Source organism: Pseudoduganella sp. RAF19 (assembly GCF_052114165.1).
Lineage (GTDB): Bacteria > Pseudomonadota > Gammaproteobacteria > Burkholderiales > Burkholderiaceae_D > Rugamonas.
Genome location: NZ_JBFREF010000007.1, coordinates 179281 through 204385 on the forward strand (window position 1 = coordinate 179281; position 25105 = coordinate 204385).

The following is a 25105-nucleotide window of genomic DNA, read 5'->3' on the forward strand; positions in this document are numbered from 1 at the left end:
AAGCAATGCACATCGCTGGTGAAATGGTAATTGGACAGAGCGCTGTCATGGGCCGCGAAGGCCAGATGAAGGCGATCGATCCTTCCCGCAACGTGGAAATCGATCCGCCCTTCGGCATGGCCAGCGCCGCTGACCTGGAAAAAGCGTGCAGCCTCGCCGCTGCCGCCTTCGACACTTACCGCGAAACCGGCCTTGAGCAGCGCGCGCAGTTCCTGGAGAAGATCGCCGACAACATCGTGGCCATCGGCCCGCAACTGATCGAGCGTGCGATGCAGGAATCCGGCTTGCCGCAAGCCCGCCTGGAAGGTGAACGTGGCCGCACTGTGAATCAGCTGCGCCTGTTCGCCAAGGTGGTTCGTGATGGCGTGTTCCTGAACGCCACCGTGGATTCCGCACTGCCCGAGCGCACCCCTCCGCGCTCGGACATCCGCATGCGCAAGATCGCCATCGGTCCGGTCGCTGTGTTCGGCGCCTCCAACTTCCCGCTGGCCTTCTCGGTGGCAGGTGGCGACACCGCTTCCGCGCTGGCCGCTGGTTGCCCTGTTATCGTGAAAGCCCACCCTGCGCACCTCGGTACTTCCGAACTGGTGGGCAAGGCTGTGCAAAAAGCCGTTGCCGATTGCGGCCTGCCGGAAGGCGTGTTCTCCATGCTGATCGGCGGTATTGAGACTGGTTCCAATCTGGTGGCGCATCCGGTCATCAAGGCTGTCGGCTTCACCGGTTCCCGTTTCGGTGGCCTGGCGCTGATGCGCATCGCCGCTGCACGCAAGGAGCCGATCCCTGTGTACGCCGAGATGTCCAGTATCAACCCTGTATTCCTGCTGCCGGGCGCTCTGAAAGAGAAAGGCGCCCAGGTTGCACAAGGCTTCGCTGATTCGCTGACCATGGGCGCGGGCCAGTTCTGCACCAACCCTGGCCTGCTGATCGGCCTGGAAAGCGCCGAGCTGGATGCCTTCACCACCGCTGCTGCCGCAGCCGTGCAGGCCAAGCCTTCCACCACTATGCTGACCCCGGGCATCCACAAGGCCTACGAGTCCGGCGTGGAGAAGCTGTCCGCACTGGAAGGCGTGACCCTGCTGGCGCAAGGCGCTCCGGCTGCCGGTTGCCAGGCCCGCCCGCATCTGTATTCCGTGGACGTGGATACTTTCCTGTCCACCGCTGCGCTGGAAGCTGAAAACTTCGGCCCAAGCTCGGTGCTGATCCGCGCCAAGACCGCTGAAGACCTGAAGCGTTTCGCTGAGCACCTGGAAGGCCAGCTGACTGCCACCGTGCAGGCAACTGCCGATGACCGCGACATCGCCGGCTCGCTGCTGCCGACGCTGGAGCGCAAGGTTGGCCGCATCCTGTTCAACGGCTTCCCGACTGGTGTGGAAGTGTCGCATGCGATGGTGCATGGCGGTCCGTTCCCGTCCACTTCGGACAGCCGCACCACTTCGGTGGGTGCGACCGCGATCGACCGCTTCCTGCGTCCGGTCAGCTACCAGGACGTGCCGTCCTACCTGCTGCCGCAAGCGATTGCCGATAACAATCCGCTGAACGTGCCGCGCATCGTCAACGGCGAACTGCAGGCCAAGAAGGCATGACGGCCTTCGAGCGCGTCGGCGACCTGGTTTGCAGCGTGGGCGAAAGCCCGACGTGGAACGCAAGCGAGGGGGCTTTCTACTGGGTGGATATTCCGGCGCGCCGCATCTGGCGCTGGGATGCCTCCAGCGGCGCGCTGCGCAGCTGGGAGTCGCATGAAATGACTGCCTGCGTCGCCGCCAGAGAAGGCGGCGGCCTGATTGCAGGCATGGAGAGCGGCATCTTCAGCATCGCGCTGGGCGACGGCGCGCAAGCCGAAGCCACGTTGCTTGCCGCGCCCGATACGCTCGGTCCCGGCAAGCGCTTTAACGATGGCCGCACCGACCGCCAGGGCCGCTTCTGGTCCGGCACCATGTTCATGGACATGGCGGCGGCGCAGGCCATCGGCCAGCTGTATTGCTACGATGGTTCGCTGTCGCAGCCGGTCGTTTCGGGCCTCCTGACCCAGAACGGCCTTGCATGGTCGCCCGATGGCCGCACCATGTACCTCTCCGATTCCCACCCGAAGAGCCAGATGATCTGGGCCTTCGACTTCGATACGTCGACCGGCACACCGTCCAATCAGCGCGTGTTCGTGGACATGAAGGAATTTCCGGGGCGCCCTGACGGCGCGGCCATGGATGCCGATGGCTGTTACTGGATCTGCGGGAATGACGCGGGCTGCATCCTGCGTTTCACGCCGGAAGGCAAGCTGGATATGCGTATTGATGTGCCAATGACCAAGCCGTCGATGTGCGCGTTTGGCGGCGACGATCTGCGCACGCTGCTGGTCACTTCGATCGTGCCGGGCCAGCCTGCTGAAGGCGAACTGGCCGGAGCGGTGATTACGCTGCGCCCCGGTGTGCAGGGCGTCAGCGATACTCCCTTTAAACCAGCGGCGTAACCGATACTCTTTTAAACCAACGGCGTAACCCTGGTGTCAGCCACGATGTGGCTGACACCTGCTTCTGCCGTGGGTTTTAATCCTTATACGTCGGACCGTCGTTCACAAACTTCCCGCCTTGCCAGGTCGAATTCGGATCGCCTGCTGGCGGGTAGTCCGCGCTGTTAGGGAACAGGTGGTTGAACTGTTCCGAGCTGTCCTTCGGACGGAAGCCCATGTGCGCAGCCTTGCGGTTATCCCACCAGCTGCCCGGATTATTCGACGTCCCAAACAGAATGGTGTGTCCCACGCGCGGCGCGAACAGCGAGCAGCGCAGCGCTTCCACCAGGTCGTCGTAGGAAAGCCAGGTCACCAGCATGCGGGGATTGGCCGGCTCAGGGAAAGACGAACCAATGCGGATGCACACCGTCTCGATGCCCGTGCGGTCGTAGTAGTAGCGCGACAGCTGCTCGCCAAACACCTTGCTGATGCCGTAGAAGCTGTCCGGACGCGTCGGCGCGTCGGCGTCGATGTAGTCGGTCTGCTTGTAGAAGCCCACCGCGTGGTTCGAGCTGGCAAACACGATGCGCTTCACGCCATGCTTGTGCGCCGCCTCGTAGAGGTTGTAGGTGCCGCGGATATTCGCTTCAAGGATGTTCTCAAAAGTGTTCTCGGTCGAGATGCCCCCGAAGTGCAGAATCGCTTCCACGCCTTCCATCATCTTCAGCACGGCCGCCTTGTCCGCCAGGTCGCAGCGGATAATCTCTTCGCCTTCGCGCGCCTGGCCCATGTCGCCGATATCGCTCAGCACGACGGTATCCGCCCATGGCTTGATGCGGTCGCGCAGCACTTTGCCCAGGCCACCAGCGGCGCCAGTCAGCAGCAGACGTTTGAATGGTTTGCTCATTGCTCTTCCTATCAATTCAAATCAAATTCTCAGGTCACTGGCGCAGGATTAAAGAGCACCAGTGCATTTTGCAGTTTCCAGTGTTCGGCCCAGGTCTTGCGGCCGCTTGCCACTTCCAGCATCAGGTGGAACAGTTCCCAGCCGATGTCTTCAATCGTTGCGTCACCGCTGGCGATACGGCCGGCGTTGACGTCCATCAGGTCGTGCCAGCGGCGCGCCAGATCGTCGCGGGTAGCGACCTTGATCACGGGGCATTCCGCCAGGCCGTACGGTGTGCCGCGGCCCGTGGTGAAGATGTGCAGGTTCATGCCCGCAGCGAGTTGCAGCGTACCGCAAATAAAGTCGCTTGCGGGAGTGGCAGCGTAGATAAGGCCTTTCTGCTTCAGCTTTTCGCCCGGCGACAGCACGCCGGCAATCGGCGCCGAGCCGGACTTCACGATCGAGCCCATGGCCTTTTCCACGATGTTGGACAGGCCGCCCTTCTTGTTGCCGGGCGTGGTGTTGGCGCTACGGTCAACGCCGCCGCGCTTCAGGTATTCGTCGTACCAGGCCATCTCGCGGATCATGGCGTCGGCCACTTCCGGCGTCGCAGCGCGGGACGTCAGCTGGTCGATGCCATCGCGGACTTCGGTCACTTCCGAGAACATCACGGAAGCGCCGGCACGCACCAGCAGGTCGGTGGCAAAGCCCACGGCCGGATTGGCGGTCACGCCGGAGAAGGCGTCGCTGCCGCCGCACTGCACGCCGACCACCAGGTCGGAAGCAGGGCAGGTGACGCGCTGGCGCTTGTTCAGGATCTCCAGCTGGGACTCGGCCGTCTTCATGATGGAATCGATCATCGACATGAAGCCCACGTGCTGCTGGTCCTGCAGGCACACCACCGGCGGCTCGCCTTCCTTCATGATGGGGAAGGAGCCTTTCGGGAACAGGCGGGTTGGCTGCAGCTTCTCGCAACCGAGGCTGACCACCATGGCTTGTCCGCCAAAGTTGGGGTTCTTGCTGATGTTGTGCAGGGTGCGGATCGGCACCATGGCATTCGGCGCATCGATCGCCACGCCGCAGCCGTAGGTGTGTTCCAGGCCGACCACGTCATCCACATTCGGATAGCGCGGCAGCAGTTCGTTCTTGATGCGCTCAACGGCAAATTTCACCACGCCGGATACGCACTGTACGGTGGTCGTAATCGCCAGGATGTTGCGCGTGCCGACCGAGCCGTCTTCATTGCGGTAACCCTGGAAGGTGTACCCTTCAAGTGGCGGCAGTGGCGGTGGCAGGCGGTCGGATATGGGCAGGTTGGTCAGCTCGCGCGCGGCCGGCATTTCCACCAGCTGCTCGCTGACCCAGCTGCCACGGGCGATATCGCGCGCGGCGCGGCCGATGGTCACGTTGTAGCGGGTGATGGGCTGGCCTTGGGGGATGTCCACCAGCGCTACCTTGTGCCCCTGTGGTACGCCTTCCACTAGAGCCAGACCGTCGGGGAAAACGGTGCCGGCAGGAAGTCCGCCGTCATTGACCACGATGGCGACGTTGTCGTTCTCGTGCATGCGAATGCGGCGTGGGGTGAGAGTCATTTTTTGTCCTGCGCAATGAGGTTGTCTGATGACTGGCAGTATGGCAGAAGTTGGATCATCTGGCTAGTCCAAAACTGCAATTGGTCAGGCCAATTGATTATTTCTTGCGTTGGGGTGGTTTCGGTTGTACGATGACGTACAAGCTACCGTGGAGACCGGCAGCGTCAACGATTACACCTATATAAGTGACACCATGAACGAACAAGTGATTGGGAAGTTGGAGACCGCCGCCGACAAGGCCGCGCCCGTTGCACAGGCAGTCGGCAAGTACCGCTGGACCATCTGCGGTCTGCTGTTCTTCGCTACCACGGTCAATTACCTGGACCGCCAGGTTCTGAGCCTGCTGGCGCCTGATCTGTCCAAGGAATTCGGCTGGTCGAATACCGATTACGCCAATATCACGGCCGTCTTCCAGTTCGTTTATGCGATTTCCATGCTGTTTGCCGGCCGCGTGGTCGACCGCATGGGCACGCGCGCAGCGTTTGTGCTGGCGATCGTCATCTGGTCCCTGGGCGCGATCATGCATGCGATGGCAATTCCGCTGGGTGCGGGCATTGCTTCCATTCTCGGTGCGGTAGGCATTGCTGCGGTGCCGGTTTCGATTGCCGGCTTCATGCTCGCACGTGCTGTGCTGGCGATCGGCGAGTCGGGCAACTTCCCGGCCGCGATCAAGGCCACCGCGGAATACTTCCCGAAGAAGGAACGCTCCTTCGCTACCGGCATCTTCAACTCGGGCGCCAATGTGGGCGCCATTCTGGCGCCGCTGACCGTGCCGGTCATCGCCTTGTACTGGGGCTGGCAGGCGGCCTTCGTCATCATTGGCGCCATCGGTTTCCTGTGGATGATTGCGTGGCTGATCTTCTTCGATACGCCCGATCGCCAGAAGCGCATGTCCGCTGAGGAACTGGCTTATATCCGCAGCGATGCACCAGCCGCCAAGCCGGCCGCTGTGGGCGGCGCGAAGCTGAGCTGGATGCAGCTGCTGGGCTATCGCCAGACCTGGTCCTTCGTATTTGGCAAGTTCATGACGGACGGCGTGTGGTGGTTCTTCCTGTTCTGGCTTCCGAAGTATTTGTCCGCGCAGTACGGCATGGGCAAGGAAGACATCGTGCTGCCACTGGCCGTCTTGTACAGCATGACCATGGTCGGCAGTATCGGCGGCGGCTGGTTCCCGGCCTACTTCATGAAGCGCGGCGACAACGCTTACGACGGCCGTATGAAAGCCATGCTGGCAATCGCCTTCTTCCCGCTGGTGGTGCTGCTGGCGCAGCCGCTGGGCCACATCAGCTTCTGGCTTCCGGTGCTGCTGATCGGCGTGGGGGCGTCGGCGCACCAGGCGTGGTCGGCCAATATCTTCACCACGGTGTCGGACATGTTCCCGCAGCAGTCGGTGGCATCGGTGGTCGGCATTGGTGGTATGGCCGGCGGTATCGGCGGCGTGCTGATGTCCAAGATCGGCGGCTGGCTGTTCGACTACTACGGCGCGCTGGGCCAGATCTACACCGGCTATATGATCATGTTCGCGATCTGCGCGCTGGCCTATCTGGTTGCATGGCTGGGCATGAAGGCCCTGGTGCCGCGCTATAAGGAAATTACCGTCTGATAGAACCACGGCAAGAACCTTGTGCCTGCCACGTCGTGGCAGGCACCTTAGTTAGGCCTCTGGTTTGATCGCGGCGAAATTTCCTCGGGCGTGATAAGGTGTGGCTTCTCAGGAGGCCGCATATGGAACAGACCTATAAGCCCGAGGCGCCTACCCGCGCCGAGATCGATGCGCTCAGCGGACCTGCCTTGCTGGAATTCGGCACCAACTGGTGCGGATACTGCCGGGCAGCGCAGCCGCTGCTATCCGAAGCCTTTGCCGGTCACGAGCCGGTAAAGCACATCAAGGTGGAAGACGGACCCGGACGCTTGCTGGGACGCTCTTTCCGAGTCAAACTGTGGCCCACGATGATCTTCCTGCGCGATGGTAAGGAAGTCGTTCGCGTGGTCCGCCCCGAGGACGCAGACGAACTTCGCGAAGGATTCGAAAAAATCACAACAACATAGGAATCTTCAATGTCCAAAGCCCACACCGGCGCCGTGAATTCTCCCGGCACCGTGCTGTTCGCCAGCCTGATTGGCACCACGATTGAGTTCTTCGATTTTTACATCTACGCCACCGCAGCGGTTCTCGTTTTCCCCAAGCTGTTCTTCCCCGCAGGTGACGCCACCGCGGCCACCTTGCAGTCGCTCGCTACATTTGCCATTGCTTTCTTTGCGCGTCCCGTCGGCTCGGCCGTGTTCGGCCACTTTGGTGACCGGGTAGGACGCAAGGCCACGCTGGTTGCCGCGCTGCTGACCATGGGCCTTTCGACCGTCGTTATTGGTCTGCTGCCGACCTATGCCTCCATCGGTACCATGGCGCCGGTGCTGCTGGCACTGTGCCGCTTTGGCCAGGGCCTGGGCCTTGGTGGCGAATGGGGTGGCGCCGTGCTGCTGGCGACCGAGAATGCGCCGCCGGGCAAGCGCGCCTGGTATGGCATGTTCCCGCAGCTGGGCGCGCCGATCGGCTTCTTCCTTTCCGGCTCCACCTTCCTGCTGCTTAGCACGATGCTGACCGACGAACAGTTCTTCGGCTTCGGCTGGCGCATTCCCTTCCTTGCCAGCGCGCTGCTGGTGCTGGTGGGTTTGTATGTGCGTCTGAAGATCACCGAGACGCCAGACTTCCAGAAAGTCCTGGACCGCAACGAGCGTGTTGAAGTGCCGGCGCTGACAGTGCTCACCAGGCACACGGGCGTGCTGGTACTCGGCACGCTGATTGCGCTGGCGACCTTTGTGCTGTTTTATCTGATGACCGTGTTCGCTTTGAGCTGGGGCACGACCGCGCTGCACATTCCGCGCCAGACCTTCCTGATTCTGCAGTTGATTGCGGTGCTGTTCTTTGGCCTGACGATCCCCGTTTCTGCCGTGCTGGCGGACCGCCGCGGACGCCGCGGAACCTTGATCTGGGTATCTGCTGCGATTGCGGCTTTCGGCCTCGTGATGGCGCCTATGTTCGGCTCCGGCAGCCTGGTGCAGGTGACCGTGTTCCTGTCGATTGGCCTGGGTCTGATGGGCATGACTTACGGCCCGCTCGGCACGCTGCTGTCCGAGCTGTTCCCGGCCGAAGTGCGTTACACCGGCGCTTCGCTGACCTTCAACCTGGCGGGCATTCTGGGCGCATCGCTGGCGCCGTATGCAGCGACCTGGCTGGCCAGCACGTATGGATTGCAGTACGTCGGTTATTATCTGTCCGCCGCAGCGCTGCTTAGCCTGATCGCGCTCGTGCTGACCAAAGGACCACGGCATTGAAAAAAATTCTAATGGCGGTGCTGCTCGCCGCCACGTCGGCAGCCTATGCGGCGGACCCGCACATCATCAGCGTTGAAGAGTGGGGCGGCACGCCTGCCGACCCCGCAAAGGCGCGCCCGCAAGAGATCACCCACATCACGCTGCATCACCAGGGCGAGCCATTCCCCGCCGGGACTGACCCCATTGCCTACCTGCGCAATCTGCAAACATGGTCGCGCAATACCAAGCACTGGATCGACATCCCTTACCACTACATCATCGACCTCGACGGCCGCATCTACGAAGGCCGCCGCATCGATTACGCGGGCGACACCAACACGGAATACGATCCGAAAGGCCATGCACTGATTGAGGTTGTCGGCAATTTCGAGGAAGTGCAGCCGAACGCCGCGCAGCTGGATGCGGTGGTTGAGCTGATGGCGATGCTGGCGAAGAAGTACAAGCTGTCAGCGGACACCATCCACGGCCACAAAGACTACTCCGCGCAAACTGTCTGCCCCGGCGAAAACCTGTACCGTTACCTCGCCGACGGCACCATCCAGCGCCGCGTTGCCGGGAAACTAGGCCAATAGTCGCGCGATGATCGTGCTGCGATGTAGCAGCACGAAATCGCGAAACGCCTGCTCCTTCACCGCCAGCCGCACCACGCCCGGCAGCAGGGCATAGCATACGTCCGCCACCTGCATCATCACCCGATCATCCTGCATCGCCGCCAGCGCCGCCTTCCCGCCGACCGACTGCAGAATCTTCTCGCGATGCCCTTCCACCACCCGCGCTACCGGCAAAGTCAAATCCGCCATCTCCGCCTCCCGAGCAAAGATCCCAGTCTAGGCGTGTGAATGCAGCGACGTTATGGGCTAGCTCAAGCCTTGCGGTATCGAAGCGCTTCGACCAGCAGCGCGAAGGCGGGGGAGGTTTGGCGGCGGCTGGGGTAGTAGAGGTGGTAGCCGGAGGATAGGGGACACCAGTCGTCGAGCACGCGGTGCAGGCGTCCGGATTCGATGTGAGGCATTGCCATGCCTTCGGGGACGTAGGCCAGGCCCAGGCCGTGCAAGGCGGCGTTCATCAGCTGGGGGCTGCTGTTGAAGGTCATCTGGCCTTCGACGCGAACGTTCACCTTGCGTTTACCTTTCTCGAATTCCCAGGGATAGGTATTGCCGTGCGTTGGCAGCCGTAGGTTGATGCAGTTGTGGTCCATCAGGTCTTGCGGCTTCTTCGGCAGCGGGTGGGCTGCGAAGTAGGACGGTGCGCCGACGACGGCCATGCGCATGTCCGGGCCGATGCGCACGGCGATCATGTCCTTGGCAAGTTGTTCGCCCCAGCGCACGCCTGCATCGAAGCGTTCTGCGACGATATTGGTAAGGCCATAGTCGATCACGATCTCCACACGAACATCCGGATATTGCGCCAGGAAGCCGGAGAGTTTGGGGAGGAGCGTCGAATCCGACGCGTATTCAGTGGCGGCAATGCGTATTGTGCCGGCGGGCTTTGCGCGCGACTGGCGCAGCGATTCAAGCTCGACTTCGATCTCTTCGAACTTATGTCCAACCGACTGAATCAGCCCCTCGCCTGCTTCGGTGGGCGAGACATTGCGGGTCGTGCGTGCCAGCAGACGCACGCCGAGCCGCGCCTCAAGGCCTCGCAATGAGTGGCTGAGCGCGGAGCGCGACACGCCCAGCTTTGCCGCCGCTCGCGTAAAGCTCTGTTCCCGCGCCACCGCGAGAAATGCAATCACATCATCCAGGCCTTCGTTTTTCATTGTTGAACGTGATTCACCATTGCATGCCGATTTGCCCATCTTATCAGCAAATGCGGTTGGCCTTACATTGCTACCTGAGCATATCGCAAGGAGGTTGTAATGGAAATCAAACGTAGTGGTTCGCAGGCGTCTATGAAAGGCCCTGACGACTGGTTCACCGGTGCGGTCAGGATCGATCCGCTGTTTCAGGCGAATGAGGCGGCGCGTGCTTCGGGCGGTAGCGTGACGTTCGAGCCGGGCGCCCGCACGGTGTGGCACGCACACCCGCTGGGACAAGCACTGGTCGTCACAGCAGGTTGCGGCCGAGTGCAGCGCTGGGGTGGTCCGGTGGAGGATATTTATGCAGGCGACGTAGTGTGGATCGCGCCCGGCGAAAAGCACTGGCATGGCGCAGGCGTCGACACGGCGATGACCCACATCGCAATCCAGGAGCAGCTTGATGGTAAGGCCGTTGACTGGTACGAGCCAGTCGTGGAGGTCTGAGCATGCCGCACATTATCGTGAAGCTCTGGCCCGGCAAATCGGACCGGCAGAAACAGTTGCTGGCCGACCGCATTACGGAAAGCGTGATGGAGGTGCTGAAGTATGGCGAGGAGTCGGTATCGGTCGGCTTCGACGAAGTGGCGGCACAGGACTGGACCGCGCAAGTCTACGAACCGGATATTCAGGCCAAGTGGGACACTCTGCTCAAGAAGCCCGGGTACTGAGAATAAAAAAACCGCCGACTCTTGCGAGCACGGCGGTTTTTTCTGTATTCCTTGGTGGTGATAGGTGGACTTGAACCACCGACCCTAGCATTATGAATGCTATGCTCTAACCAACTGAGCTATATCACCAGAGCCACACATTATGGCATGTGTTTCGGCGGGCGTCAACTTCTCCTGCCGAAAGTCAAAACCCGCGAAGGCGCGGGTTTTGGAATTCTTGGTGGTGATAGGTGGACTTGAACCACCGACCCTAGCATTATGAATGCTATGCTCTAACCAACTGAGCTATATCACCAAAGAGAGGCGAAATTATCGCGGCGGCGAGGGGTGACTGTCAAGAGCTAATTCGTGGAAATCTTGGCAAGAACCTGCTGCAGGAGCTGGTCGGACGCGTCCGGCGCGAGGCAGTCGATCACAGTGCGCTGGGGCATGGAGCGCAGCCAGGTTAGCTGGCGCTTACACAGCTGGCGCGTAGCGAAGATGCCGGTGTCGCGCATGGTTGCGTAGTCGATTTCGCCATCCAGATACTGCCAGGCCTGGCGGTAGCCTACGCAGCGGATCGAGGGCAGACCCACGTGCAGGTCGCCGCGTGCGCGCAGGGCTTTCACTTCATCCAGCAAGCCGCCTTCGAGCATGATGTCGAAGCGGCGCTCAATGCGGTCGTGCAGGACTTTGCGGTCGGACGGCTCCAGCGCGAAGGACACCAGCTCGAACGGCAGTTCTTCTTTCACTCGCTGCGCCAGCAGCTCGGACATCGGCCTCCCGGTCAGCTGAATGATTTCCAGTGCGCGCTGAATGCGTTGCGAGTCCATGGGCTTGAGACGGGCGGCGGTGGCCGGGTCGAGCAGACCCAGACGCGCGTGCAGGGCTGGCCAGCCATCGCGCGCGGCTTCCACGTCGAGCTGGGCGCGGATGGCGGGATCGGCGCCGGGCAGATCATCCAGGCCGTCGTTCAGGCCTTTGTAGTACAGCATGGTGCCACCCACCAGCAGCGGCAGCTTGCCGCGCGAGCTGATTTCGTCAACGAGGCGTAGCGTATCGGTGCGGAACTGGGCGACGGAATACGAGTCCAGCGGATCGATGATGTCGATCAGGTGGTGCGGCACGGCGTCCAGTTCTTCGCGCGAGGGCTTGGCGGTGCCAATGTCCATGCCGCGATAAACCAGCGCAGAATCGACCGAGATAATCTCCGCGGGAATGTGCTGTGCGATCTTCAGCGCGGAGGCGGTCTTGCCCGATGCGGTCGGGCCCATGATGGCGACCGCCAATGGCCGCTTCAACTGCTGATTCATTTTATTGGCCGCGCAGGAAGAGCTTGTCCAGCGCGGAGATTTCGACCTGCACCCAGGTTGGACGTCCGTGGTTGCACTGGTCGGCGCGCTCGGTGGATTCCATCTGGCGCAGCAGGGCGTTCATCTCGGGCTGGGTGAGGATGCGGTTGGCACGCACTGCCGTGTGGCAGGCGAGAGTGCCGAGCAGTTCGTTGCGGCGCTCGATCAGCACGCGCGAGCCGCCGTATTCGCGCACATCGCGCAGCACGTCGCGCGCCAGCGTTTGCGCGTCGGCGTTCTTCAGCAGGGCAGGCACGGCGCGCACGGCCAGCGTGGTTGGCGACAGCACGGCGATGTCGAAGCCCAGTGTTTTCAGGGTGTCGCCGTGTTCCTGCACGGTGCCCACTTCGATGCCGTCAGCGTAGAAGGTGACGGGGATCAGCAGGTTCTGCACCTGCATATCGGTGCCGCTGATCTGCGCGTCCAGTGCGTTCTTCAGCTGTTCGTAGAGGATGCGCTCGTGTGCGGCGTGCATGTCGACCAGCACCAGGCCCTTGCTGTTCTGGGCCAGGATGTAGATGCCATGCAGCTGGGCCAGTGCGAAGCCGAGCGGGAATTCGTCGCCGGACAGTTGCGACGACGAGGCGGCGATTGGCGCACCTTGCGGCAGACTGTAATCCGAGGAGGCGCGGAAGCCCGCGCTGCCATCGGCGGCGGTGGCGCCGGAACTCCAGCCGGCGGAAGGGGCAGCTGCGTTGCCCGCACTGAAACCGGTAGCGCCATCGCGCGCGTCGCCCGCAAACAGTGCGCCATAGCGCTCTGTGGACTGCGCCACGCCGCCATTGCTGCCGCCGAATGGCGACGGCGAGAACGTCGGCCTGTATTCAGGGTTCAGGATCGAACCGAAGGATGTCTGCTGCTGCGGGCGCCAGGTCGGGCCGGATGTTTGCAGCGTTTCGGCGGCAGGCAGCGGCGATGGCACGCTGCCGTGCGAGGTTGCCGACGTTGCGGCGAGGGCACGCTGCACGGCGTGGAATACGAACTGGTGCACCGCGCGGCTATCGCGGAAGCGCACTTCGATCTTGGACGGGTGCACGTTGACGTCCACCAGTGCCGGGTCGAGATCCAAAGCAAGCACGTAGGACGGGAAGCGGTCGCCATGCAGCACGTCTTCGTATGCAGCGCGCACGGCGTGCACCAGCAGCTTGTCGCGCACGAAGCGGCCGTTGACGTAGAAGTATTGGCTGTCGGCGCGGCCCTTGGATGCCGTCGGCAGACCGGCGAAACCATGCACGCGCAGCACGCCCGAGCCTTCGTCAATTGGCAGGCGCGCTTCCTCGAAGGTCGCGCCCAGGATTTGCGCGCTGCGCTTGGCCATATCGCTGACCATCCAGTGATCGACGGTGCGGCCATTGTGGGTCAGCGTGAAGCTGACGTCCGGACGCGCGAGCGCAATGCGGCGCACGACTTCCGCGCAGTGGCCGAATTCGGTTTGCTCGGATTTCAGGAATTTGCGGCGCGCGGGCGTGTTGAAGTACAGGTCCCGCACGTCGATGGTGGTCCCGTGGGCGCCCGACGATGGCACGACGGTGCCGAGGTGGGAACCTTCCAGTTCCCAGGCGTGGGCGCCATCGGCGGTGCGCGAGGTCAGGGTGACGGCGGCTACGGAGGCGATCGAGGCCAGGGCTTCACCGCGGAAGCCCAAAGTGCCTACGTTTTCCAGATCGTCCAGGGAAGCGATTTTTGAGGTCGCGTGACGGGCCAGAGCCAGAGGCATCTGGTCCGGCGGAATGCCTTTGCCGTTGTCGGTGATGCAGATACGTTTGACGCCGCCTTCTTCCAGCCGCACGGTAATTTGCGACGATCCGGCGTCCAGGGCGTTTTCCAGCAGCTCTTTGACGACGGCGGACGGGCGTTCGACAACCTCGCCGGCGGCGATCTGGGAGATGAGCTGGTCAGGAAGGGCGCGGATGGGGCGCGGGGGCGTTGGGGCGTTCATGGTTGGGCATTATAACAACCCGAGGCATAACCCTAGTGCCAGCCACATCGTGGCTGGCACTCGAATAACCCGAGGCATAACCCTAGTGCCAGCCACATCGTGGCTGGCACTGGATTTTGCTTCAGGGTTTAGCTTCGCGGACGGGGATGGGCACGTTGCAGAGGTCCACATGGCCTGGGGAGACTTTATTCCATGGCCCGCCGCGGTTGCGGGAGGCGTCAGCGACAGCCTTGAAGCTGGCCGATTCGGTGCGCATGACTTCGAACTTGCTGCGCTCCGCTTCAGGTACGTCGGCGGCGAGGCGGACGGATTTGATCGGCACATACATGTCCGGCTTCTCGTACATGCCCATCGGCGCCGGGCCGCGCGGGATGATGGACAGCAGCGGCATACCGCTTACCACGCGTCCCACGACGGTGATGTTGCGGTCCAGCTGGCGCGGGGCGTTGCCGATGACCGCGTACAGGGTGCCGCCGTTGCCGCTGTCGGACTCATTGCCGCGCGCGACGCCGATCATGCCGTAGCAGTGCGTCAGCCACGCCTGGCCGGTTTTCGGATCGCGGGCGGAAGGGAAGCCGTTGGAGTGGCCGACCACCGGCGCGTAGCCGTCGCTGTCCGGCAGCTTGGTGAACTGGTTGTCGTTCTTCAGCGGGATAGTGAATTCGCCGGCCAGCTTGGCCTTGGCGGTTTTCAGCGCCTTGGGATGGTCCTCGTCCGGATCGCCCCACTGGGCCACGAAATTGTCCTGCGAGCGGTAGACGGACAGGCCATCGAAATAGCCCTCGCGCACCAGCGTGCGGATGTTGGCGGCGTGATTCGGCGCAAAGATCGGCGACAGTTCGATGATTACGCGGCCTGCCGCCAGGTCCATATACAGGGTGTTCTCGGGATCGAGAGCGCGCCACTCGGAAGGTTTGGATGCCTTGATGACATCACCCACGGTCGGCTTGGGCGGCAGTTCCTTTTGCGCCGCGATGCCGGGCAGGGCGGCCAGCGCCAGAACTAAGGCGGGCCAGGACTTCACAATCTTCGGTGCGTGCATCCTCTTCGTCTCCTTGTTATATGGGTTCTGCCGGCCGTCCGGCGACAGGCGATTGTAGTATGATTCCCGCCGCGACCTTTTGGAATTTATATGGATTTCGTTCAATTTCTGGACATGCTGCTCCACGTCGACAAGGCGATGGGCACCCTGATCAACCAGTACGGCACTTTGGTGTACGCCGTGCTTTTCGGTATTGTGTTTTGCGAGACCGGCCTGGTGGTGCTGTTCTTCTTCCCGGGTGATACGCTGCTCTTCATTGGTGGCGCCTTCTGCGCCTCCGGCCATATGGACCTGGCCGCGCTGATTTTCCTGCTCACGGCTGCGGCGGTGCTGGGCAATACGACCAATTACTGGATCGGCGAAGCGATTGGCCAGCGCGTGTTTACCCACGACTATCGCTGGATTAATAAGGACGCGCTGCGCCGCACTCACGAATTCTTTGAACGCCACGGCGGCAAGACTATTATCCTGGCGCGCTTCGTCCCGGTGGTACGTACTTTTGCGCCTTTCGTGGCGGGCGTTTCGGATATGACGCATACCCGATTCCAGATGTTTAATGTGGCCGGTGCGCTGGCCTGGGTAACGTCGCTGACCGTAGCGGGATACCTGTTTGGCAACGCGCCTTATATTCGTGATCACTTGAATACCATCGTGCTGGTCGGCGTGGGCGCGGCAGTTGTGCCGATGGCGCTGAGCGGAGCGTGGAAACTGGGACGCAAGGTGCTGGGGCGCTGACCCAGAAACGGGGTCAGACCCAGGGGGCAGTCCCTTGGGATTGACCCGGATATGAGGGCTCAAGTTTTCCCCCAGCGCAACCGTTAACCGGTGTAACCCCAGTATTTTTACACCCCGGATAACATGCGTAACCTGATCGCCCTGTCGGCTTGCTATCTCGTCATCGGTACGGCAAGCGCGATCGATCCTCCTGCGGAGCCGAAAGGCGTGCCGTCGATTCGTCCTAATCTCGCAGCCGCTGCGGCAGCCGAGAAGGCAAAGTACGGCTCCACCGGCGAATCCGCCGCATCGGCGTCTTCCGCGCCGGTGCCGGCGGTCAAACCGGCCACCACCCGCAAGCCTTCCCAGCGCGAGCAGGAAGCAATGGCCGAAGCCGAGCTGTCGGCCAAGATTGCCCAGCGCCTGGCTGAAATGAAAGCCAATCAGGCTGCGCGCATGGCCGCCGCCAACAAAGCCAAGAAGGAATCTGCCGCCAAGGCTGCACGCGAAGCCGCCATCGCCAAACTGCCGCCACCGCGCACCAATGGCACGCACTGGGAATACGAAGGCGAGCTGGGTCCGGCCAACTGGGCACGCATCAATACCGACTGGGCCAAGTGCGGCTTCGGCAATCGCCAGTCGCCGATCGATATCCGCGACGGCATGAAGGTGGACCTGGAGCAGATTGGCTTCGACTACCATCCGGCGGGCTTCAATGTGCGCGACACTGGCCACACCGTGGAAGTGCAGCTGGGCGGCGGCAATTATCTCAACGTGGGTAACACCATGTATGAGCTGCAGAGTTTCCACTTCCATCGCCCGTCCGAAGAGCGCGTGAATGGCAAGGGCTACGAGATGGTGGTGCACCTGGTGCACAGGAGCGCGGAAGGCAAGCTGGCCGTGCTGGCGCTGCTGCTCGAGCGCGGCAAACCGCAGCCCGTCATCCAGACTGTCTGGAATAATCTGCCGCTGGAGAAAGGCGACACCTCGGTGCCGTCCATCGTGCTGGACCCGAACGACCTGCTGCCGCAGAAGCGCGAGTATTACACCTATATGGGTTCGCTGACCACGCCGCCCTGCACCGAAGGCGTGCTGTGGATGGTGATGAAAGAGCCGCTGCAGGCCTCGCCGGCGCAGATGGCGCTGTTCAGCCGCCTCTATCCCTTCAATGCGCGTCCGGTGCAGGCCTCTTCCGGCCGCATGATCAAGGAATCAAACTGATGGTGTGAGTGCCGGACCATTCGGCACCGGCTGCCAGCGGTTTCTTGTCCACGCGCGCCGGTTCGACGCACACGAACTGGCGGTACTCCTCGTCTGCCATATCGCTCAGGGCCGCAGCGCCCTCGGCGCCGGGATTCCACACCACGAATTCAGTGAAGCCTTCCTGCTGCAGGCGCAGCGCGCCGGCGCCAGTGTGCAGCAAGGTCAGTTCGTCCGGAGCCGGATAGATGTTGTCCAGCTTTTCCTTGAAATAGATGTCGCCGGCTGCCAGGCCTTGCAGCGCCGTGTGCTCGAAGGCTTCCAGCGCGTAGTAGGTATGCAGGGCGCAGGCGAAATCGAAGTCCTGATCGCCTGTGTTGCGCACATTGAAGCTCATCTCGATCGATTCAGCGTGCAGGGTGAAGCGCAGGCGCAGCGCGAACACATGCGGCCAGCCTTGCGCCAGCGCGGGCGGCACCTCTTTTTCGGTCAGCTCGAATTCGGCCCAGGCGCTCGGGCCTTCCGCGCCGCTGTCGGCCAAACGCCAGTTGGACAGGCGCGCAACGCCGTGGCGCTGTCCCGTACCGCGTGTGGAGAATTGCGGGAAGATCACCGGCACGCCGCCGCGGATGGCCGCGCTACCGTCCAGCGGCGATTTGCTGCTCATGAACAGGCGTTCGCGCCCATCGGCGGTTTTCCAGGATGTCAGATGCGCGCCGTATAGCGTGATGGTGGCTTCGGCGCCGTCGGCCGTGTTGATCGAAACGGCGGGCAGGGCGCCGATAGTCACCATCTTGTGCATCTGAAGTCCTTATGTGAGCCGGTTCTTGGCGAGCGGCGGGTTCTTGGCAAAGTAGCGGCGGATGCCTTTGACGATGGCGTCCGCAATCTGGTCCTGATAGGCGTTGTCCAGCAGGCGCGCCTCTTCTTCCGGATTGGAGATGAAGGCTGTCTCGATCAGGATCGATGGAATATCCGGCGCTTTCAGCACGGCAAAGCCCGCGCGTTCAACGGCGCCGTTGTGCAGCTTGTTGATGCCGCCGATTTCACCCAGCACGGCCTTGCCCACTTTGAGGCTATCGTTGATTTGCGCGGTCGTCGACAGGTCGAACAGCACGCTCGCAAGCTGCGGGTCGCCGCCTTTCGCGTTGGCGCCGCCGATCAGGTCGGCCTGGTTTTCCTTGTTGGCCAGCCAGCGCGCGGCGTTCGAGCTGGCGCCTTTTTCCGACAGCACGAACACCGACGAGCCGCGCGCGGTCGGCTGCACGAAGGCGTCGGCGTGGATGGACACGAACAGGTCGGCGTCCACCTTGCGCGCTTTTTCCACGCGGGTTGGCAATGGCACGAAGAAGTCGCCATCGCGCGTCAGCATCACGCGCATATTCGGATGTTCTTCGATCTTGGATTTCAGGCGCTTGGCAATTGCCAGCACGATGTCTTTTTCGCGGCTGCCGCGCGAACCGGTGGCGCCGGGGTCTTCACCGCCGTGGCCTGGGTCGAGCGCGATGGTCAGCATGCGCACCAGTTTTCCACCGGGGCCGGGCAGCGGTTTCTCAGGCTTGGCCACGGCTGCGACTTCCGGCTTGGTTACTTCCGGCGGCAGGGCAGGTGTTGGCGCAGCGGCGGGCGGCGTGGCCGGCGCTGGTGGCACAGGCACGCCGGGTGTCGGCGCGGCGGCTACCGAAGGCTGCTGCGGCGTGGCGGTATTGCCATCCGTGGTCCATTCGCCCTTTTCGATCATGGCCGCAATCGGGTCCACTTCCTTGACCGGATACAGGTCGAAGATCAGGCGATGCTTGTAGTTGCCAACCGGCGGCAGGGTAAACACCTGCGGCGTAATCTCTTCTTTCAGATCGAACACCAGGCGCACCACGTTCGGGCGGTTCTGGCCGACGCGCACCTGCTTGATGTACGGGTCGTTCGACTGGATCTTGGCAACCAGGCCTTTCAGCGTCGGATTGAGTTCGAGACCTTCAATATCGACTACCAGTCGCTCAGGGTCTTTGACGATGAAGTGGGTGGCTTTCAGGTCCGAATCGTTTTCCAGCGTGACGCGCGTGTAGTCGTCGGCTGGCCAGACGCGGACGGCCAGGATTTGCGCCGCCATTGCAGGCAGCGGTGCGAGCACGGACAGCAGCAAAGTGCCGCCGGCTTTGAGGACCGTGCGCCGGGTCCGGGCGCGGGCGGTCAGAGATTCGGTGCGAATTGGAGGCGTTGCAGGCATAGCTGACCCAGAGCTGAGGACGCCTGCAATTCTACATCACGTCCATCGCCTTCAATCGAGAGAATAACGCGAAGATCCGGTGGCGGCAGCACGCCTTCCGCTTTTTCGGGCCACTCGACGATGCAGATGTTCTGGCCATCGAAGTCCTCGCGGAAGCCCGCATCGAGGAATTCCTCCGGACTGCCCATGCGATACAGGTCGTAATGGATGATGTTGACAGGCTTGCCATCCAGGGCCACGCGGTAAGGCTCGGACAGCGTATAGGTCGGGCTTTTCACATTGCCGACGTGGCCGGCCGCGTGCAGCAGTGCGCGGGTGAGGGCGGTCTTGCCTGCACCGAGGTCGCCGTGCAGGTAGATGGCCAGGCCGGGAATGATGGCGCGCGCCAGCGAGCTGCCCAGGGCGGCCGTGCCGGCTTCGTCGTGAAGGTGAGATTTAAAGTGCTGCATCGAATAAAATGGCGGTTTGATCCCCGCATTGTATAGCTGGTCCCGCCCCGATGTCCCTCCCTGAGCAGAAATTAGCCGAACTTGCCGCGTCCATCAAGGCGTGGGGGGAGGAGCTTGGCTTCGCCGAAGTGCGCATTGCGGACATTGATCTTGCGTCCGCCGAAGCGGGCTTGCAGGCCTGGCTGGACGCTGGCATGCACGGCGAAATGGACTATATGGCAAGCCACGGCATGATGCGCGCCCGTCCCGCCGAGCTGGTGCCGGGCACGGTGCGCGTGGTGACTGCCCGCATGAATTACCTGCCAGGTGCACAGGATGAGAACTGGCGCGAGCGCGAAACGGCGCGTCTGAGCGATCCGACACAGGCCGTGATTTCCGTTTATGCACGGGGACGCGATTACCACAAGGTGCTGCGCGCGCGCCTGCAACAGCTGGCGGACAAGATCCGCGCCGCCGTCGGCGAATTCGGTTATCGCGTGTTCACCGATTCCGCGCCCGTGATGGAATTGCCGCTGGCCGAGAAATCCGGCCTGGGCTGGCGCGGCAAGCATACCTTGTTGATCAACCGCAGCGCGGGCTCGATGTTCTTCATGGGCGAGATTCTGGTCGACCTGCCGCTACCGGTCGATGAGCCAACCGGCGCGCATTGCGGCCAGTGCCAGGCTTGCATCGATGTGTGCCCGACGCAGGCGATTCTGGGGCCGGGCAGGCTGGATGCACGGCGCTGCATTTCCTATCTGACGATTGAATTGAAGTCTTCGATTCCGGAAGAACTGCGCCCGCTGATCGGCAACCGCGTCTATGGCTGCGACGATTGCCAGACCGCCTGCCCGTGGAACAAATTTGCCCAGCGCGCCACGCTGCCCGATTTCGATGAGCGCCATGCGCTTGGCAGCGCGGGCATGATTGAGCTGTTCGCGTGGACGGAGGAGGAGTTCAACCGCCGCATGGAAGGCAGTCCGATCCGCCGCATCGGGCACGAACGCTGGCTGCGCAATATCGCGGTCGGCCTGGGCAATGCGGCGGACATGGGCGCACGCGGCGATGCGGCGATTGTGGCGGCGCTGCAGGCGCGCCGCGATCATCCTTCAGCGCTGGTGCGCGAGCATGTGGAGTGGGCGCTGGCCCGCCACCTCAGCGCTTGAATGCCGCGCGGCGCAGCAGGTAGCTTGCCGCTGCGACCCACACCAGTAGCGTGACAACGGATGCCTCCACGCCATAAGCGCCGCCGGTCAGCCATTCCGGGCCGGGCATCGCAACCTGCAGCCAGCCACGTGCGGCATGGCCGGAGACGGGAACGGCAAACACGCCGTCATACAAATAATTCCATCCGAAGTGAACGCCGATGCACAGCCACAGGCGGCGCGTCAGCATATAGCAGGCGCACAGCGTGATCGATGCCACGCCGGTAATCAGGAAGCCCAGCGCATTGGCATGGGCGTTCTCCATATGCGCCAGTGCGAACAGCAGGAAGGACACGACGAGCGCAGTGCGGCTGCCCCAGCGTTGTTCGACGATGCGGAACAGTACGGCGCGGAACAGCAGCTCCTCGAAGAAGGCCACCATGAGTTCTTCGGGCAGGGACTTGAGCAGGAATTCCCAGCCATTGCTACCCGTGATCGTGAAGGCGCCGGCTGCAGCCAGCAGGCCAGCGGTAGCCAGTCCAAGCATTGCGCCGATTGCCATCCCTATGCTGATTTCAGGCAGTGCCCCGGCGCGCGCCAATTCGGTCGCATCGCGCTTCTCCATGCGGCGCACGTAGAAGCGGTAGCTCAGCACGCAGATGACGGCGGCCAGCAGGAAAGGCCAGGCCACGCGCAGCGGTTTCGGCACCAGGGCCTGGATCAGCATCATCGTGCCCATGATCGGCACTGCCGTTGCGGGAATGCCGATCAGGATGCGCGCGATGGGATGCGTGAAGAAGCGTGCAGCGCGGGATGGAACAGACGGCGAGGCAGGTGAAACGGCTTGCTGGGCAATGCTCATGGAACCTCCTTCTTATTGTTGATGGCGGCGCGCGCTTTGCGAATGCGCTCGTCAAAGGGCTGCGTTTGCAGTGCGGCGATGGCCTGGGCCAGCGCCTCGGACAAGGGATAGGGCAGGTCGCGATCCAGGCTGTCGGCTGCCGCGCGCGTGGCTTGCCAGCACTGGCGCAGCTTGGGCAGCAAATCCTGCCCTTCTGCGCTCAGGCTGATGAGCTTCTGGCGGGCGTCTTTATCACTGACGCTGGCGGCCAGCAGACCTGCTTTCAGCATTAAAGCAACAGTCTGCGTGGCGGCCGGCTGGGTGATTCCGGCCGCTTCCGCGATCTGGCTGACGGTGCGCGGCTGGCCGCTCTCCAGCGCCCGCATGACGGGTGTGTAGCGAGGGCGATAGTCGATGCCGGCCTCGTCGTAGGAGGCGGCAACGGCGCCGTCCAGCAAGTCGATCAGGTGGCGCAACTGGGTTCCAAGTCCTTGTCTCATAATTTAATAATAACAAAATTCATAAGTGCTTATGTAATTTTTTGTGGCTTTCGTTTGTATAATGATCAGATACCAAGGGGAACCCATGTTGTCGGACATTAAAGTGGAAGCTCCTCCGTACCGGGAGTTGTCGCCATGGCGACTGTGGCGCGACGGCAGCCGGCAGCAGAAGGCCTGTTTGTTCGGCGGCTGGCTGGCGTTGCTCGTCCTGTGCATCGCGCTGGGCGTGGGCATGGTGGTGTGGCGCTGGTCCGGCATTCCCCTCGAATTTGGCGGTGTGACCATCTATCTCACCGTTTATCCGCCCCTGCTGATCTGCATGCTGCTGACGCTCACCCTCGGCTGGTGGTGGGGCGCGATTCCGGCTTACTGCGCCACGTTCTCGCTGGCGATTTATGCGGGCATGCCGGTGCCATGGGCGATGCTGTTCGCGTTTTCCAATCCGCTCGGTTTTGCGATCATGGTGATCGGCTACCAGGCCATCGCCATGCGGCGCGATTTGCGCGGACTGAATCCGCTGCTGTTCTATGTGCAGCTGGCCTTTATCGCCAGCGTGTTCGGTTCCAGCGGTGCGCTGATCTGGAGCTATACCAATCACTACGAACCGGCCGCCTTGCTGCCGATCTGGCAGGGCTGGTGGTTGGGCGCCTTCCTGCAAAGCGTGCTGATTGCCGGTCCCGCGATGGCGCTGGTGTGGCCGTGGGTCGATCGCTGGATGGCGGCGCATCCTCAGCTGATGCGCGATACCTTTACGAGTTCGCGCCAGTCGATTCTCGGCCTGCTGGCTTCCGTTACGCTCGGCGTGCTGATTTACGGTTTCGTGACTATTCAACTGGCGGAGCGGCAGATCGATCTGGCGTCGCTGGTGCACGCGCTGGGCGTGCTGCGCCAGACCATGTGGATTTTCTACTGGGTGTTCGCGGTGATCGTGGTGTTCATGGCCTTCTTCGGCTACGAGCTGTTCGTGCACTGGCAGCAATCGCAGGACCGCCTGCTGGCCGAGCTGCATCGTGCGAACGATGATCTGCAAAAGCTGGCCACCACCGATGCGCTGACCGGCCTGCTGAACCGCCGCGCCGCCGACCGCCGCCTGTCGGCGGAATGGCAGCGCGCGCGCCGCTTGCGCCACGGGGCGGCCATGGTGCTGCTGGATATCGACCACTTCAAGGAAATCAACGACCGCTACGGCCATCCCGCCGGCGACGCGGCCTTGCGCCAGCTGGCTTGCGTGATCCAGTCCGTGATGCGCGAAATGGACTTCGCCGCGCGCTACGGCGGCGAAGAGTTCCTGATCGTGCTGCCCGAAACCGGCGAGCTGGGTGCCCATGCCTTTGCGGAACGCCTGCGCGAAGAAGTCGCCGCATCGCCCGTGCAGCATGAAGATGCCCGCTTCCACATGCACATCAGCCTCGGCGTCGCCGTCGCGCTCGATGAGGAAGCCAATTACGAACGCTGGTTCACCCGCGCCGACCGCGCCCTCTACCGCGCCAAGCAGGGCGGCCGTAACCGCACGGAGTTGGCGGCCTGAGTCCACTCCGGTGAGAATGTGTGAGCATTCCGGCATAGCGATCGCGCTATGCTGCGATATCGTCCACCGCTGAGCAGACCATATGGGCATGCCGCGCGTTCCGCCACCTTATACACCGTTTGCCAAGCCGGTTGTGCAGGCGTCTGCCGTGCGCGCATTCCCAAAGCCGCCTGCGATGGTGAATGCGCAAGCGCTGCCAGCGGTGCCACGGGTGTCGGCACCACGAGTTCCAGCCCCACGAGTACCAGCCCCACGAGTACCGGTGCCGCCGCCGATCGCGCGGCCGGGGCAGGTGGCGCAGGCGGCACAACGGCCGACTGCCGGCCTGGTACAACTGCTGCAAATGTCGCGGCGTGGACGTCAGAAGAAGAACGACGATGATGAGGATTACGAGCCGCCTGGCGCCCGGCGCCAGCTGCGCTTCACGTTTCCGGTCAGCTTGCGCAGTAGGCTGATCAAGCGCACGGCGGTGCTGCACGTGCGCGGCTTCTATGTCTGCCCGCGCTGCGGCCGGCCGATCGCGCGGCGCGACCGCAGCGAATTACCCTTCTACTACCGCAGCAAGAAGAAAAAACGCCTGCACAAGACATCAAGCGTACACCTCGACCATTACCCTAGCTGGGCCGGGCGCCTGGCGAAACTGACGGCCCGCCGTGCAACGCACGCCGAGATCCGTGCCGAATATTTGCGCCCGGATGGCTTGCGCGTGCTGTGCAAGCGCTGCAACGAGTCGCACCGCTACGAAAACAGGAAGATCAATCCCGTCGATGACGACGATGATGATGGCTACCACACGCCGGATGATGAACCGGAAATGTCCGGCAAATACCAGCCTTTCCGCAAGGATGACGGCAGCAGCGGTGGCGGAGGCAGCATGGTGCCGGTGAAATAAGCGCTACTTCAGCAGGCCCGCCAGTTCGACCGCGGTTTTAACCTGCATCTTGTCGAAGATGTGGGCGCGGTGGACTTCGACGGTGCGCATCGAGATGCCCAGCTCGTCCGCCACGACCTTGTTCATTTTGCCGGCCAGGATCAGGTCCAGCACTTCGCGTTCGCGCTGCGACAGCGTGGCGAGGCGGGCGTGAACGGCGGCCTTGCTGCTGGCTTCGCGCGAGCGTGCCAGGCCTTCCTGCACGCGGTCCATCAGCTGGTTGTCGTTGAACGGCTTTTCGAAAAAGTCGAAGGCGCCGCGCTTGAGCGAGTCGACGGCCATGGGCACGTCGCCGTGGCCGGTCAGGAAGATCACGGACAGGCGCTGCGCCAGGCCGCGCGCGGCCAACTGGTCGAATACGGCGATGCCATTAATGTCGGGCATGCGGACGTCCAGCAACACGCAGTCGCCCGCCTCGTCGAAGTCGCCGTTCGCGACATGGGCGAGGAAGCTGGTGCCGCCGTCGTAAGCCACGGCCGGAATCCCGCGCGAGGAAGCCAGCCATGACAGCGCATCGCGCACTACCGCTTCGTCATCGACTATGTGCAACATGAAAATCTCC

26 protein-coding genes and 2 tRNA genes are annotated in these 25105 nt (G+C 62.6%); 13 read left to right on the forward strand and 15 right to left on the reverse strand.

All coding sequences use genetic code 11. The features are described 5' to 3' along the window. Positions 1-5 precede the first annotated feature (5 nt). Both AB4Z19_RS20040 and AB4Z19_RS20045 read left to right on the forward strand, forming a co-directional pair. Positions 6-1583, forward strand: a complete 1578-nt coding sequence (locus AB4Z19_RS20040) for an aldehyde dehydrogenase (NADP(+)) (RefSeq protein WP_442035854.1) — start codon at positions 6-8, stop codon at positions 1581-1583. Continuing rightward, positions 1580-2464, forward strand: coding sequence for an SMP-30/gluconolactonase/LRE family protein (locus AB4Z19_RS20045; RefSeq protein WP_442027838.1), 885 nt, complete (start codon positions 1580-1582; stop codon positions 2462-2464). Before AB4Z19_RS20040 ends, AB4Z19_RS20045 begins: the two co-directional genes overlap by 4 nt. Before the next feature lie 76 nt (positions 2465-2540). Here the strand turns inward: AB4Z19_RS20045 and AB4Z19_RS20050 are convergent, their stop codons facing one another. Continuing rightward, positions 2541-3350, reverse strand: coding sequence for an NAD-dependent epimerase/dehydratase family protein (locus tag AB4Z19_RS20050; protein WP_442027836.1), 810 nt, complete (start codon positions 3348-3350; stop codon positions 2541-2543). A gap of 29 nt (positions 3351-3379) precedes the next feature. Next, positions 3380-4921, reverse strand: a complete 1542-nt coding sequence (gene garD / locus AB4Z19_RS20055; RefSeq protein WP_442027835.1) for a galactarate dehydratase — start codon at positions 4919-4921, stop codon at positions 3380-3382. A 193-nt stretch (positions 4922-5114) separates the two neighbouring features. On the opposite strand from garD, the gene AB4Z19_RS20060 reads away from it, so the two are divergent. From AB4Z19_RS20060 to AB4Z19_RS20075, 4 genes are all read left to right on the forward strand, one after another. After that, positions 5115-6524 carry an MFS transporter gene (locus tag AB4Z19_RS20060; RefSeq protein ID WP_442035901.1) on the forward strand — a complete coding sequence of 470 codons (1410 nt, stop codon included), beginning with the start codon at positions 5115-5117 and terminating at the stop codon, positions 6522-6524. Positions 6525-6646: 122 nt separating this feature from the next. After that, a complete protein-coding gene (locus AB4Z19_RS20065; RefSeq protein ID WP_442035855.1) occupies positions 6647-6970 on the forward strand; it encodes a thioredoxin family protein in 324 nt (107 codons plus the stop codon). Positions 6971-6979: 9 nt separating this feature from the next. Further along, positions 6980-8254 (forward strand): MFS transporter, encoded by a 1275-nt coding sequence (locus tag AB4Z19_RS20070; protein WP_442028871.1) that lies wholly within the window; start codon positions 6980-6982, stop codon positions 8252-8254. Beyond that, positions 8251-8826, forward strand: coding sequence for a peptidoglycan recognition protein family protein (locus AB4Z19_RS20075; protein ID WP_442028870.1), 576 nt, complete (start codon positions 8251-8253; stop codon positions 8824-8826). The genes AB4Z19_RS20070 and AB4Z19_RS20075 overlap by 4 nt, the downstream gene beginning before the upstream one ends. Here AB4Z19_RS20075 and AB4Z19_RS20080 read toward each other — a convergent pair. Then, complete coding sequence (locus tag AB4Z19_RS20080) at positions 8815-9054, reverse strand: hypothetical protein (protein WP_442028869.1); 240 nt, start codon at positions 9052-9054, stop codon at positions 8815-8817. The genes AB4Z19_RS20075 and AB4Z19_RS20080 overlap by 12 nt on opposite strands. A gap of 62 nt (positions 9055-9116) precedes the next feature. Then, positions 9117-10013 (reverse strand): LysR family transcriptional regulator, encoded by an 897-nt coding sequence (locus AB4Z19_RS20085; RefSeq protein WP_442035856.1) that lies wholly within the window; start codon positions 10011-10013, stop codon positions 9117-9119. Positions 10014-10112: 99 nt separating this feature from the next. Here AB4Z19_RS20085 and AB4Z19_RS20090 point away from each other — a divergent pair, with 99 nt between their 5' ends. Together AB4Z19_RS20090 and AB4Z19_RS20095 are read left to right on the forward strand one after the other, a co-directional pair. Beyond that, the gene (locus tag AB4Z19_RS20090) at positions 10113-10496 is read left to right on the forward strand and encodes a (R)-mandelonitrile lyase (protein WP_442035857.1); all 384 of its coding nucleotides are present in this window, start codon (positions 10113-10115) and stop codon (positions 10494-10496) included. 2 nt (positions 10497-10498) lie between these two features. Continuing rightward, positions 10499-10720, forward strand: coding sequence for a tautomerase family protein (locus AB4Z19_RS20095; protein WP_442022753.1), 222 nt, complete (start codon positions 10499-10501; stop codon positions 10718-10720). A gap of 52 nt (positions 10721-10772) precedes the next feature. On the opposite strand, the gene AB4Z19_RS20100 is transcribed toward AB4Z19_RS20095, so the two are convergent. The 5 genes from AB4Z19_RS20100 to AB4Z19_RS20120 all read right to left on the reverse strand — a co-directional run bounded on the left by AB4Z19_RS20100 (position 10773) and on the right by AB4Z19_RS20120 (position 15032). After that, positions 10773-10849: transfer RNA gene (locus AB4Z19_RS20100), tRNA-Met, on the reverse strand. An 89-nt stretch (positions 10850-10938) separates the two neighbouring features. After that, positions 10939-11015 (reverse strand) — tRNA-Met (locus AB4Z19_RS20105). 46 nt (positions 11016-11061) lie between these two features. Next, entirely contained in the window at positions 11062-12012 is a 951-nt protein-coding gene (gene miaA / locus AB4Z19_RS20110; protein WP_442022752.1) for a tRNA (adenosine(37)-N6)-dimethylallyltransferase MiaA, read from the reverse strand. A 1-nt stretch (position 12013) separates the two neighbouring features. After that, entirely contained in the window at positions 12014-13990 is a 1977-nt protein-coding gene (gene mutL / locus AB4Z19_RS20115) for a DNA mismatch repair endonuclease MutL (protein ID WP_442035858.1), read from the reverse strand. Between the two features lie 121 nt (positions 13991-14111). Continuing rightward, on the reverse strand, positions 14112-15032 hold the full coding sequence (locus AB4Z19_RS20120) for a peptidylprolyl isomerase (RefSeq protein WP_442035859.1): 921 nt from the start codon (positions 15030-15032) through the stop codon (positions 14112-14114). Between the two features lie 90 nt (positions 15033-15122). Here AB4Z19_RS20120 and AB4Z19_RS20125 point away from each other — a divergent pair, with 90 nt between their 5' ends. Together AB4Z19_RS20125 and AB4Z19_RS20130 are read left to right on the forward strand one after the other, a co-directional pair. Next, complete coding sequence (locus tag AB4Z19_RS20125) at positions 15123-15767, forward strand: VTT domain-containing protein (RefSeq protein WP_442022749.1); 645 nt, start codon at positions 15123-15125, stop codon at positions 15765-15767. Between the two features lie 123 nt (positions 15768-15890). Further along, the gene (locus tag AB4Z19_RS20130) at positions 15891-16967 is read left to right on the forward strand and encodes a carbonic anhydrase (RefSeq protein WP_442022748.1); all 1077 of its coding nucleotides are present in this window, start codon (positions 15891-15893) and stop codon (positions 16965-16967) included. On the opposite strand, the gene AB4Z19_RS20135 is transcribed toward AB4Z19_RS20130, so the two are convergent. From AB4Z19_RS20135 to tsaE, 3 genes are read right to left on the reverse strand one after another with little or no spacing between them, the layout of a single operon-like run. Further along, complete coding sequence (locus AB4Z19_RS20135) at positions 16951-17748, reverse strand: D-hexose-6-phosphate mutarotase (RefSeq protein WP_442035860.1); 798 nt, start codon at positions 17746-17748, stop codon at positions 16951-16953. The two genes, AB4Z19_RS20130 and AB4Z19_RS20135, sit on opposite strands and share 17 nt — an antisense overlap. 9 nt (positions 17749-17757) lie before the next feature. Then, positions 17758-19170 (reverse strand): N-acetylmuramoyl-L-alanine amidase, encoded by a 1413-nt coding sequence (locus AB4Z19_RS20140; RefSeq protein WP_442022746.1) that lies wholly within the window; start codon positions 19168-19170, stop codon positions 17758-17760. Then, the gene (gene tsaE / locus AB4Z19_RS20145) at positions 19134-19619 is read right to left on the reverse strand and encodes a tRNA (adenosine(37)-N6)-threonylcarbamoyltransferase complex ATPase subunit type 1 TsaE (protein ID WP_442022745.1); all 486 of its coding nucleotides are present in this window, start codon (positions 19617-19619) and stop codon (positions 19134-19136) included. The genes AB4Z19_RS20140 and tsaE overlap by 37 nt, the downstream gene beginning before the upstream one ends. A 50-nt stretch (positions 19620-19669) precedes the next feature. On the opposite strand from tsaE, the gene queG reads away from it, so the two are divergent. Beyond that, positions 19670-20764, forward strand: coding sequence for a tRNA epoxyqueuosine(34) reductase QueG (queG, locus tag AB4Z19_RS20150; protein ID WP_442022744.1), 1095 nt, complete (start codon positions 19670-19672; stop codon positions 20762-20764). Here the strand turns inward: queG and AB4Z19_RS20155 are convergent. Further along, positions 20754-21605 (reverse strand): CPBP family intramembrane glutamic endopeptidase, encoded by an 852-nt coding sequence (locus tag AB4Z19_RS20155; RefSeq protein ID WP_442035861.1) that lies wholly within the window; start codon positions 21603-21605, stop codon positions 20754-20756. The two genes, queG and AB4Z19_RS20155, sit on opposite strands and share 11 nt — an antisense overlap. Then, on the reverse strand, positions 21602-22084 hold the full coding sequence (locus AB4Z19_RS20160; protein WP_442035862.1) for a MarR family winged helix-turn-helix transcriptional regulator: 483 nt from the start codon (positions 22082-22084) through the stop codon (positions 21602-21604). Before AB4Z19_RS20160 ends, AB4Z19_RS20155 begins: the two co-directional genes overlap by 4 nt. Before the next feature lie 85 nt (positions 22085-22169). Here AB4Z19_RS20160 and AB4Z19_RS20165 point away from each other — a divergent pair, with 85 nt between their 5' ends. Together AB4Z19_RS20165 and AB4Z19_RS20170 are read left to right on the forward strand one after the other, a co-directional pair. After that, positions 22170-23612 carry a diguanylate cyclase gene (locus tag AB4Z19_RS20165; protein WP_442035863.1) on the forward strand — a complete coding sequence of 481 codons (1443 nt, stop codon included), beginning with the start codon at positions 22170-22172 and terminating at the stop codon, positions 23610-23612. A 262-nt stretch (positions 23613-23874) separates the two neighbouring features. Next, on the forward strand, positions 23875-24504 hold the full coding sequence (locus AB4Z19_RS20170) for a GH-E family nuclease (RefSeq protein WP_442022740.1): 630 nt from the start codon (positions 23875-23877) through the stop codon (positions 24502-24504). Positions 24505-24507: 3 nt separating this feature from the next. On the opposite strand, the gene AB4Z19_RS20175 is transcribed toward AB4Z19_RS20170, so the two are convergent. Next, on the reverse strand, positions 24508-25095 hold the full coding sequence (locus tag AB4Z19_RS20175; RefSeq protein ID WP_442022739.1) for a response regulator transcription factor: 588 nt from the start codon (positions 25093-25095) through the stop codon (positions 24508-24510). Positions 25096-25105: the final 10 nt, after the last annotated feature.

Excerpts from the sequence above, each read along its gene's own strand:
- garD (WP_442027835.1), bottom strand. The coding sequence starts at position 4,921 with ATGACTCTCACCCCACGCCGCATTCGCATGCACGAGAACGACAACGTC.
- AB4Z19_RS20080 (WP_442028869.1), bottom strand. The coding sequence starts at position 9,054 with ATGGCGGATTTGACTTTGCCGGTAGCGCGGGTGGTGGAAGGGCATCGC.
- AB4Z19_RS20065 (WP_442035855.1), top strand. The coding sequence starts at position 6,647 with ATGGAACAGACCTATAAGCCCGAGGCGCCTACCCGCGCCGAGATCGAT.
- AB4Z19_RS20040 (WP_442035854.1), top strand. The coding sequence starts at position 6 with ATGCACATCGCTGGTGAAATGGTAATTGGACAGAGCGCTGTCATGGGC.
- AB4Z19_RS20160 (WP_442035862.1), bottom strand. The coding sequence starts at position 22,084 with ATGAGACAAGGACTTGGAACCCAGTTGCGCCACCTGATCGACTTGCTG.
- AB4Z19_RS20135 (WP_442035860.1), bottom strand. The coding sequence starts at position 17,748 with ATGCACAAGATGGTGACTATCGGCGCCCTGCCCGCCGTTTCGATCAAC.
- AB4Z19_RS20085 (WP_442035856.1), bottom strand. The coding sequence starts at position 10,013 with ATGAAAAACGAAGGCCTGGATGATGTGATTGCATTTCTCGCGGTGGCG.
- tsaE (WP_442022745.1), bottom strand. The coding sequence starts at position 19,619 with ATGCAGCACTTTAAATCTCACCTTCACGACGAAGCCGGCACGGCCGCC.
- AB4Z19_RS20140 (WP_442022746.1), bottom strand. The coding sequence starts at position 19,170 with ATGCCTGCAACGCCTCCAATTCGCACCGAATCTCTGACCGCCCGCGCC.
- AB4Z19_RS20165 (WP_442035863.1), top strand. The coding sequence starts at position 22,170 with ATGTTGTCGGACATTAAAGTGGAAGCTCCTCCGTACCGGGAGTTGTCG.
- AB4Z19_RS20125 (WP_442022749.1), top strand. The coding sequence starts at position 15,123 with ATGGATTTCGTTCAATTTCTGGACATGCTGCTCCACGTCGACAAGGCG.
- miaA (WP_442022752.1), bottom strand. The coding sequence starts at position 12,012 with ATGAATCAGCAGTTGAAGCGGCCATTGGCGGTCGCCATCATGGGCCCG.
- AB4Z19_RS20120 (WP_442035859.1), bottom strand. The coding sequence starts at position 15,032 with ATGCACGCACCGAAGATTGTGAAGTCCTGGCCCGCCTTAGTTCTGGCG.
- AB4Z19_RS20060 (WP_442035901.1), top strand. The coding sequence starts at position 5,115 with ATGAACGAACAAGTGATTGGGAAGTTGGAGACCGCCGCCGACAAGGCC.
- AB4Z19_RS20175 (WP_442022739.1), bottom strand. The coding sequence starts at position 25,095 with ATGTTGCACATAGTCGATGACGAAGCGGTAGTGCGCGATGCGCTGTCA.
- AB4Z19_RS20130 (WP_442022748.1), top strand. The coding sequence starts at position 15,891 with ATGCGTAACCTGATCGCCCTGTCGGCTTGCTATCTCGTCATCGGTACG.
- mutL (WP_442035858.1), bottom strand. The coding sequence starts at position 13,990 with ATGAACGCCCCAACGCCCCCGCGCCCCATCCGCGCCCTTCCTGACCAG.
- AB4Z19_RS20070 (WP_442028871.1), top strand. The coding sequence starts at position 6,980 with ATGTCCAAAGCCCACACCGGCGCCGTGAATTCTCCCGGCACCGTGCTG.
- AB4Z19_RS20095 (WP_442022753.1), top strand. The coding sequence starts at position 10,499 with ATGCCGCACATTATCGTGAAGCTCTGGCCCGGCAAATCGGACCGGCAG.
- AB4Z19_RS20050 (WP_442027836.1), bottom strand. The coding sequence starts at position 3,350 with ATGAGCAAACCATTCAAACGTCTGCTGCTGACTGGCGCCGCTGGTGGC.
- AB4Z19_RS20155 (WP_442035861.1), bottom strand. The coding sequence starts at position 21,605 with ATGAGCATTGCCCAGCAAGCCGTTTCACCTGCCTCGCCGTCTGTTCCA.
- AB4Z19_RS20090 (WP_442035857.1), top strand. The coding sequence starts at position 10,113 with ATGGAAATCAAACGTAGTGGTTCGCAGGCGTCTATGAAAGGCCCTGAC.
- AB4Z19_RS20045 (WP_442027838.1), top strand. The coding sequence starts at position 1,580 with ATGACGGCCTTCGAGCGCGTCGGCGACCTGGTTTGCAGCGTGGGCGAA.
- queG (WP_442022744.1), top strand. The coding sequence starts at position 19,670 with ATGTCCCTCCCTGAGCAGAAATTAGCCGAACTTGCCGCGTCCATCAAG.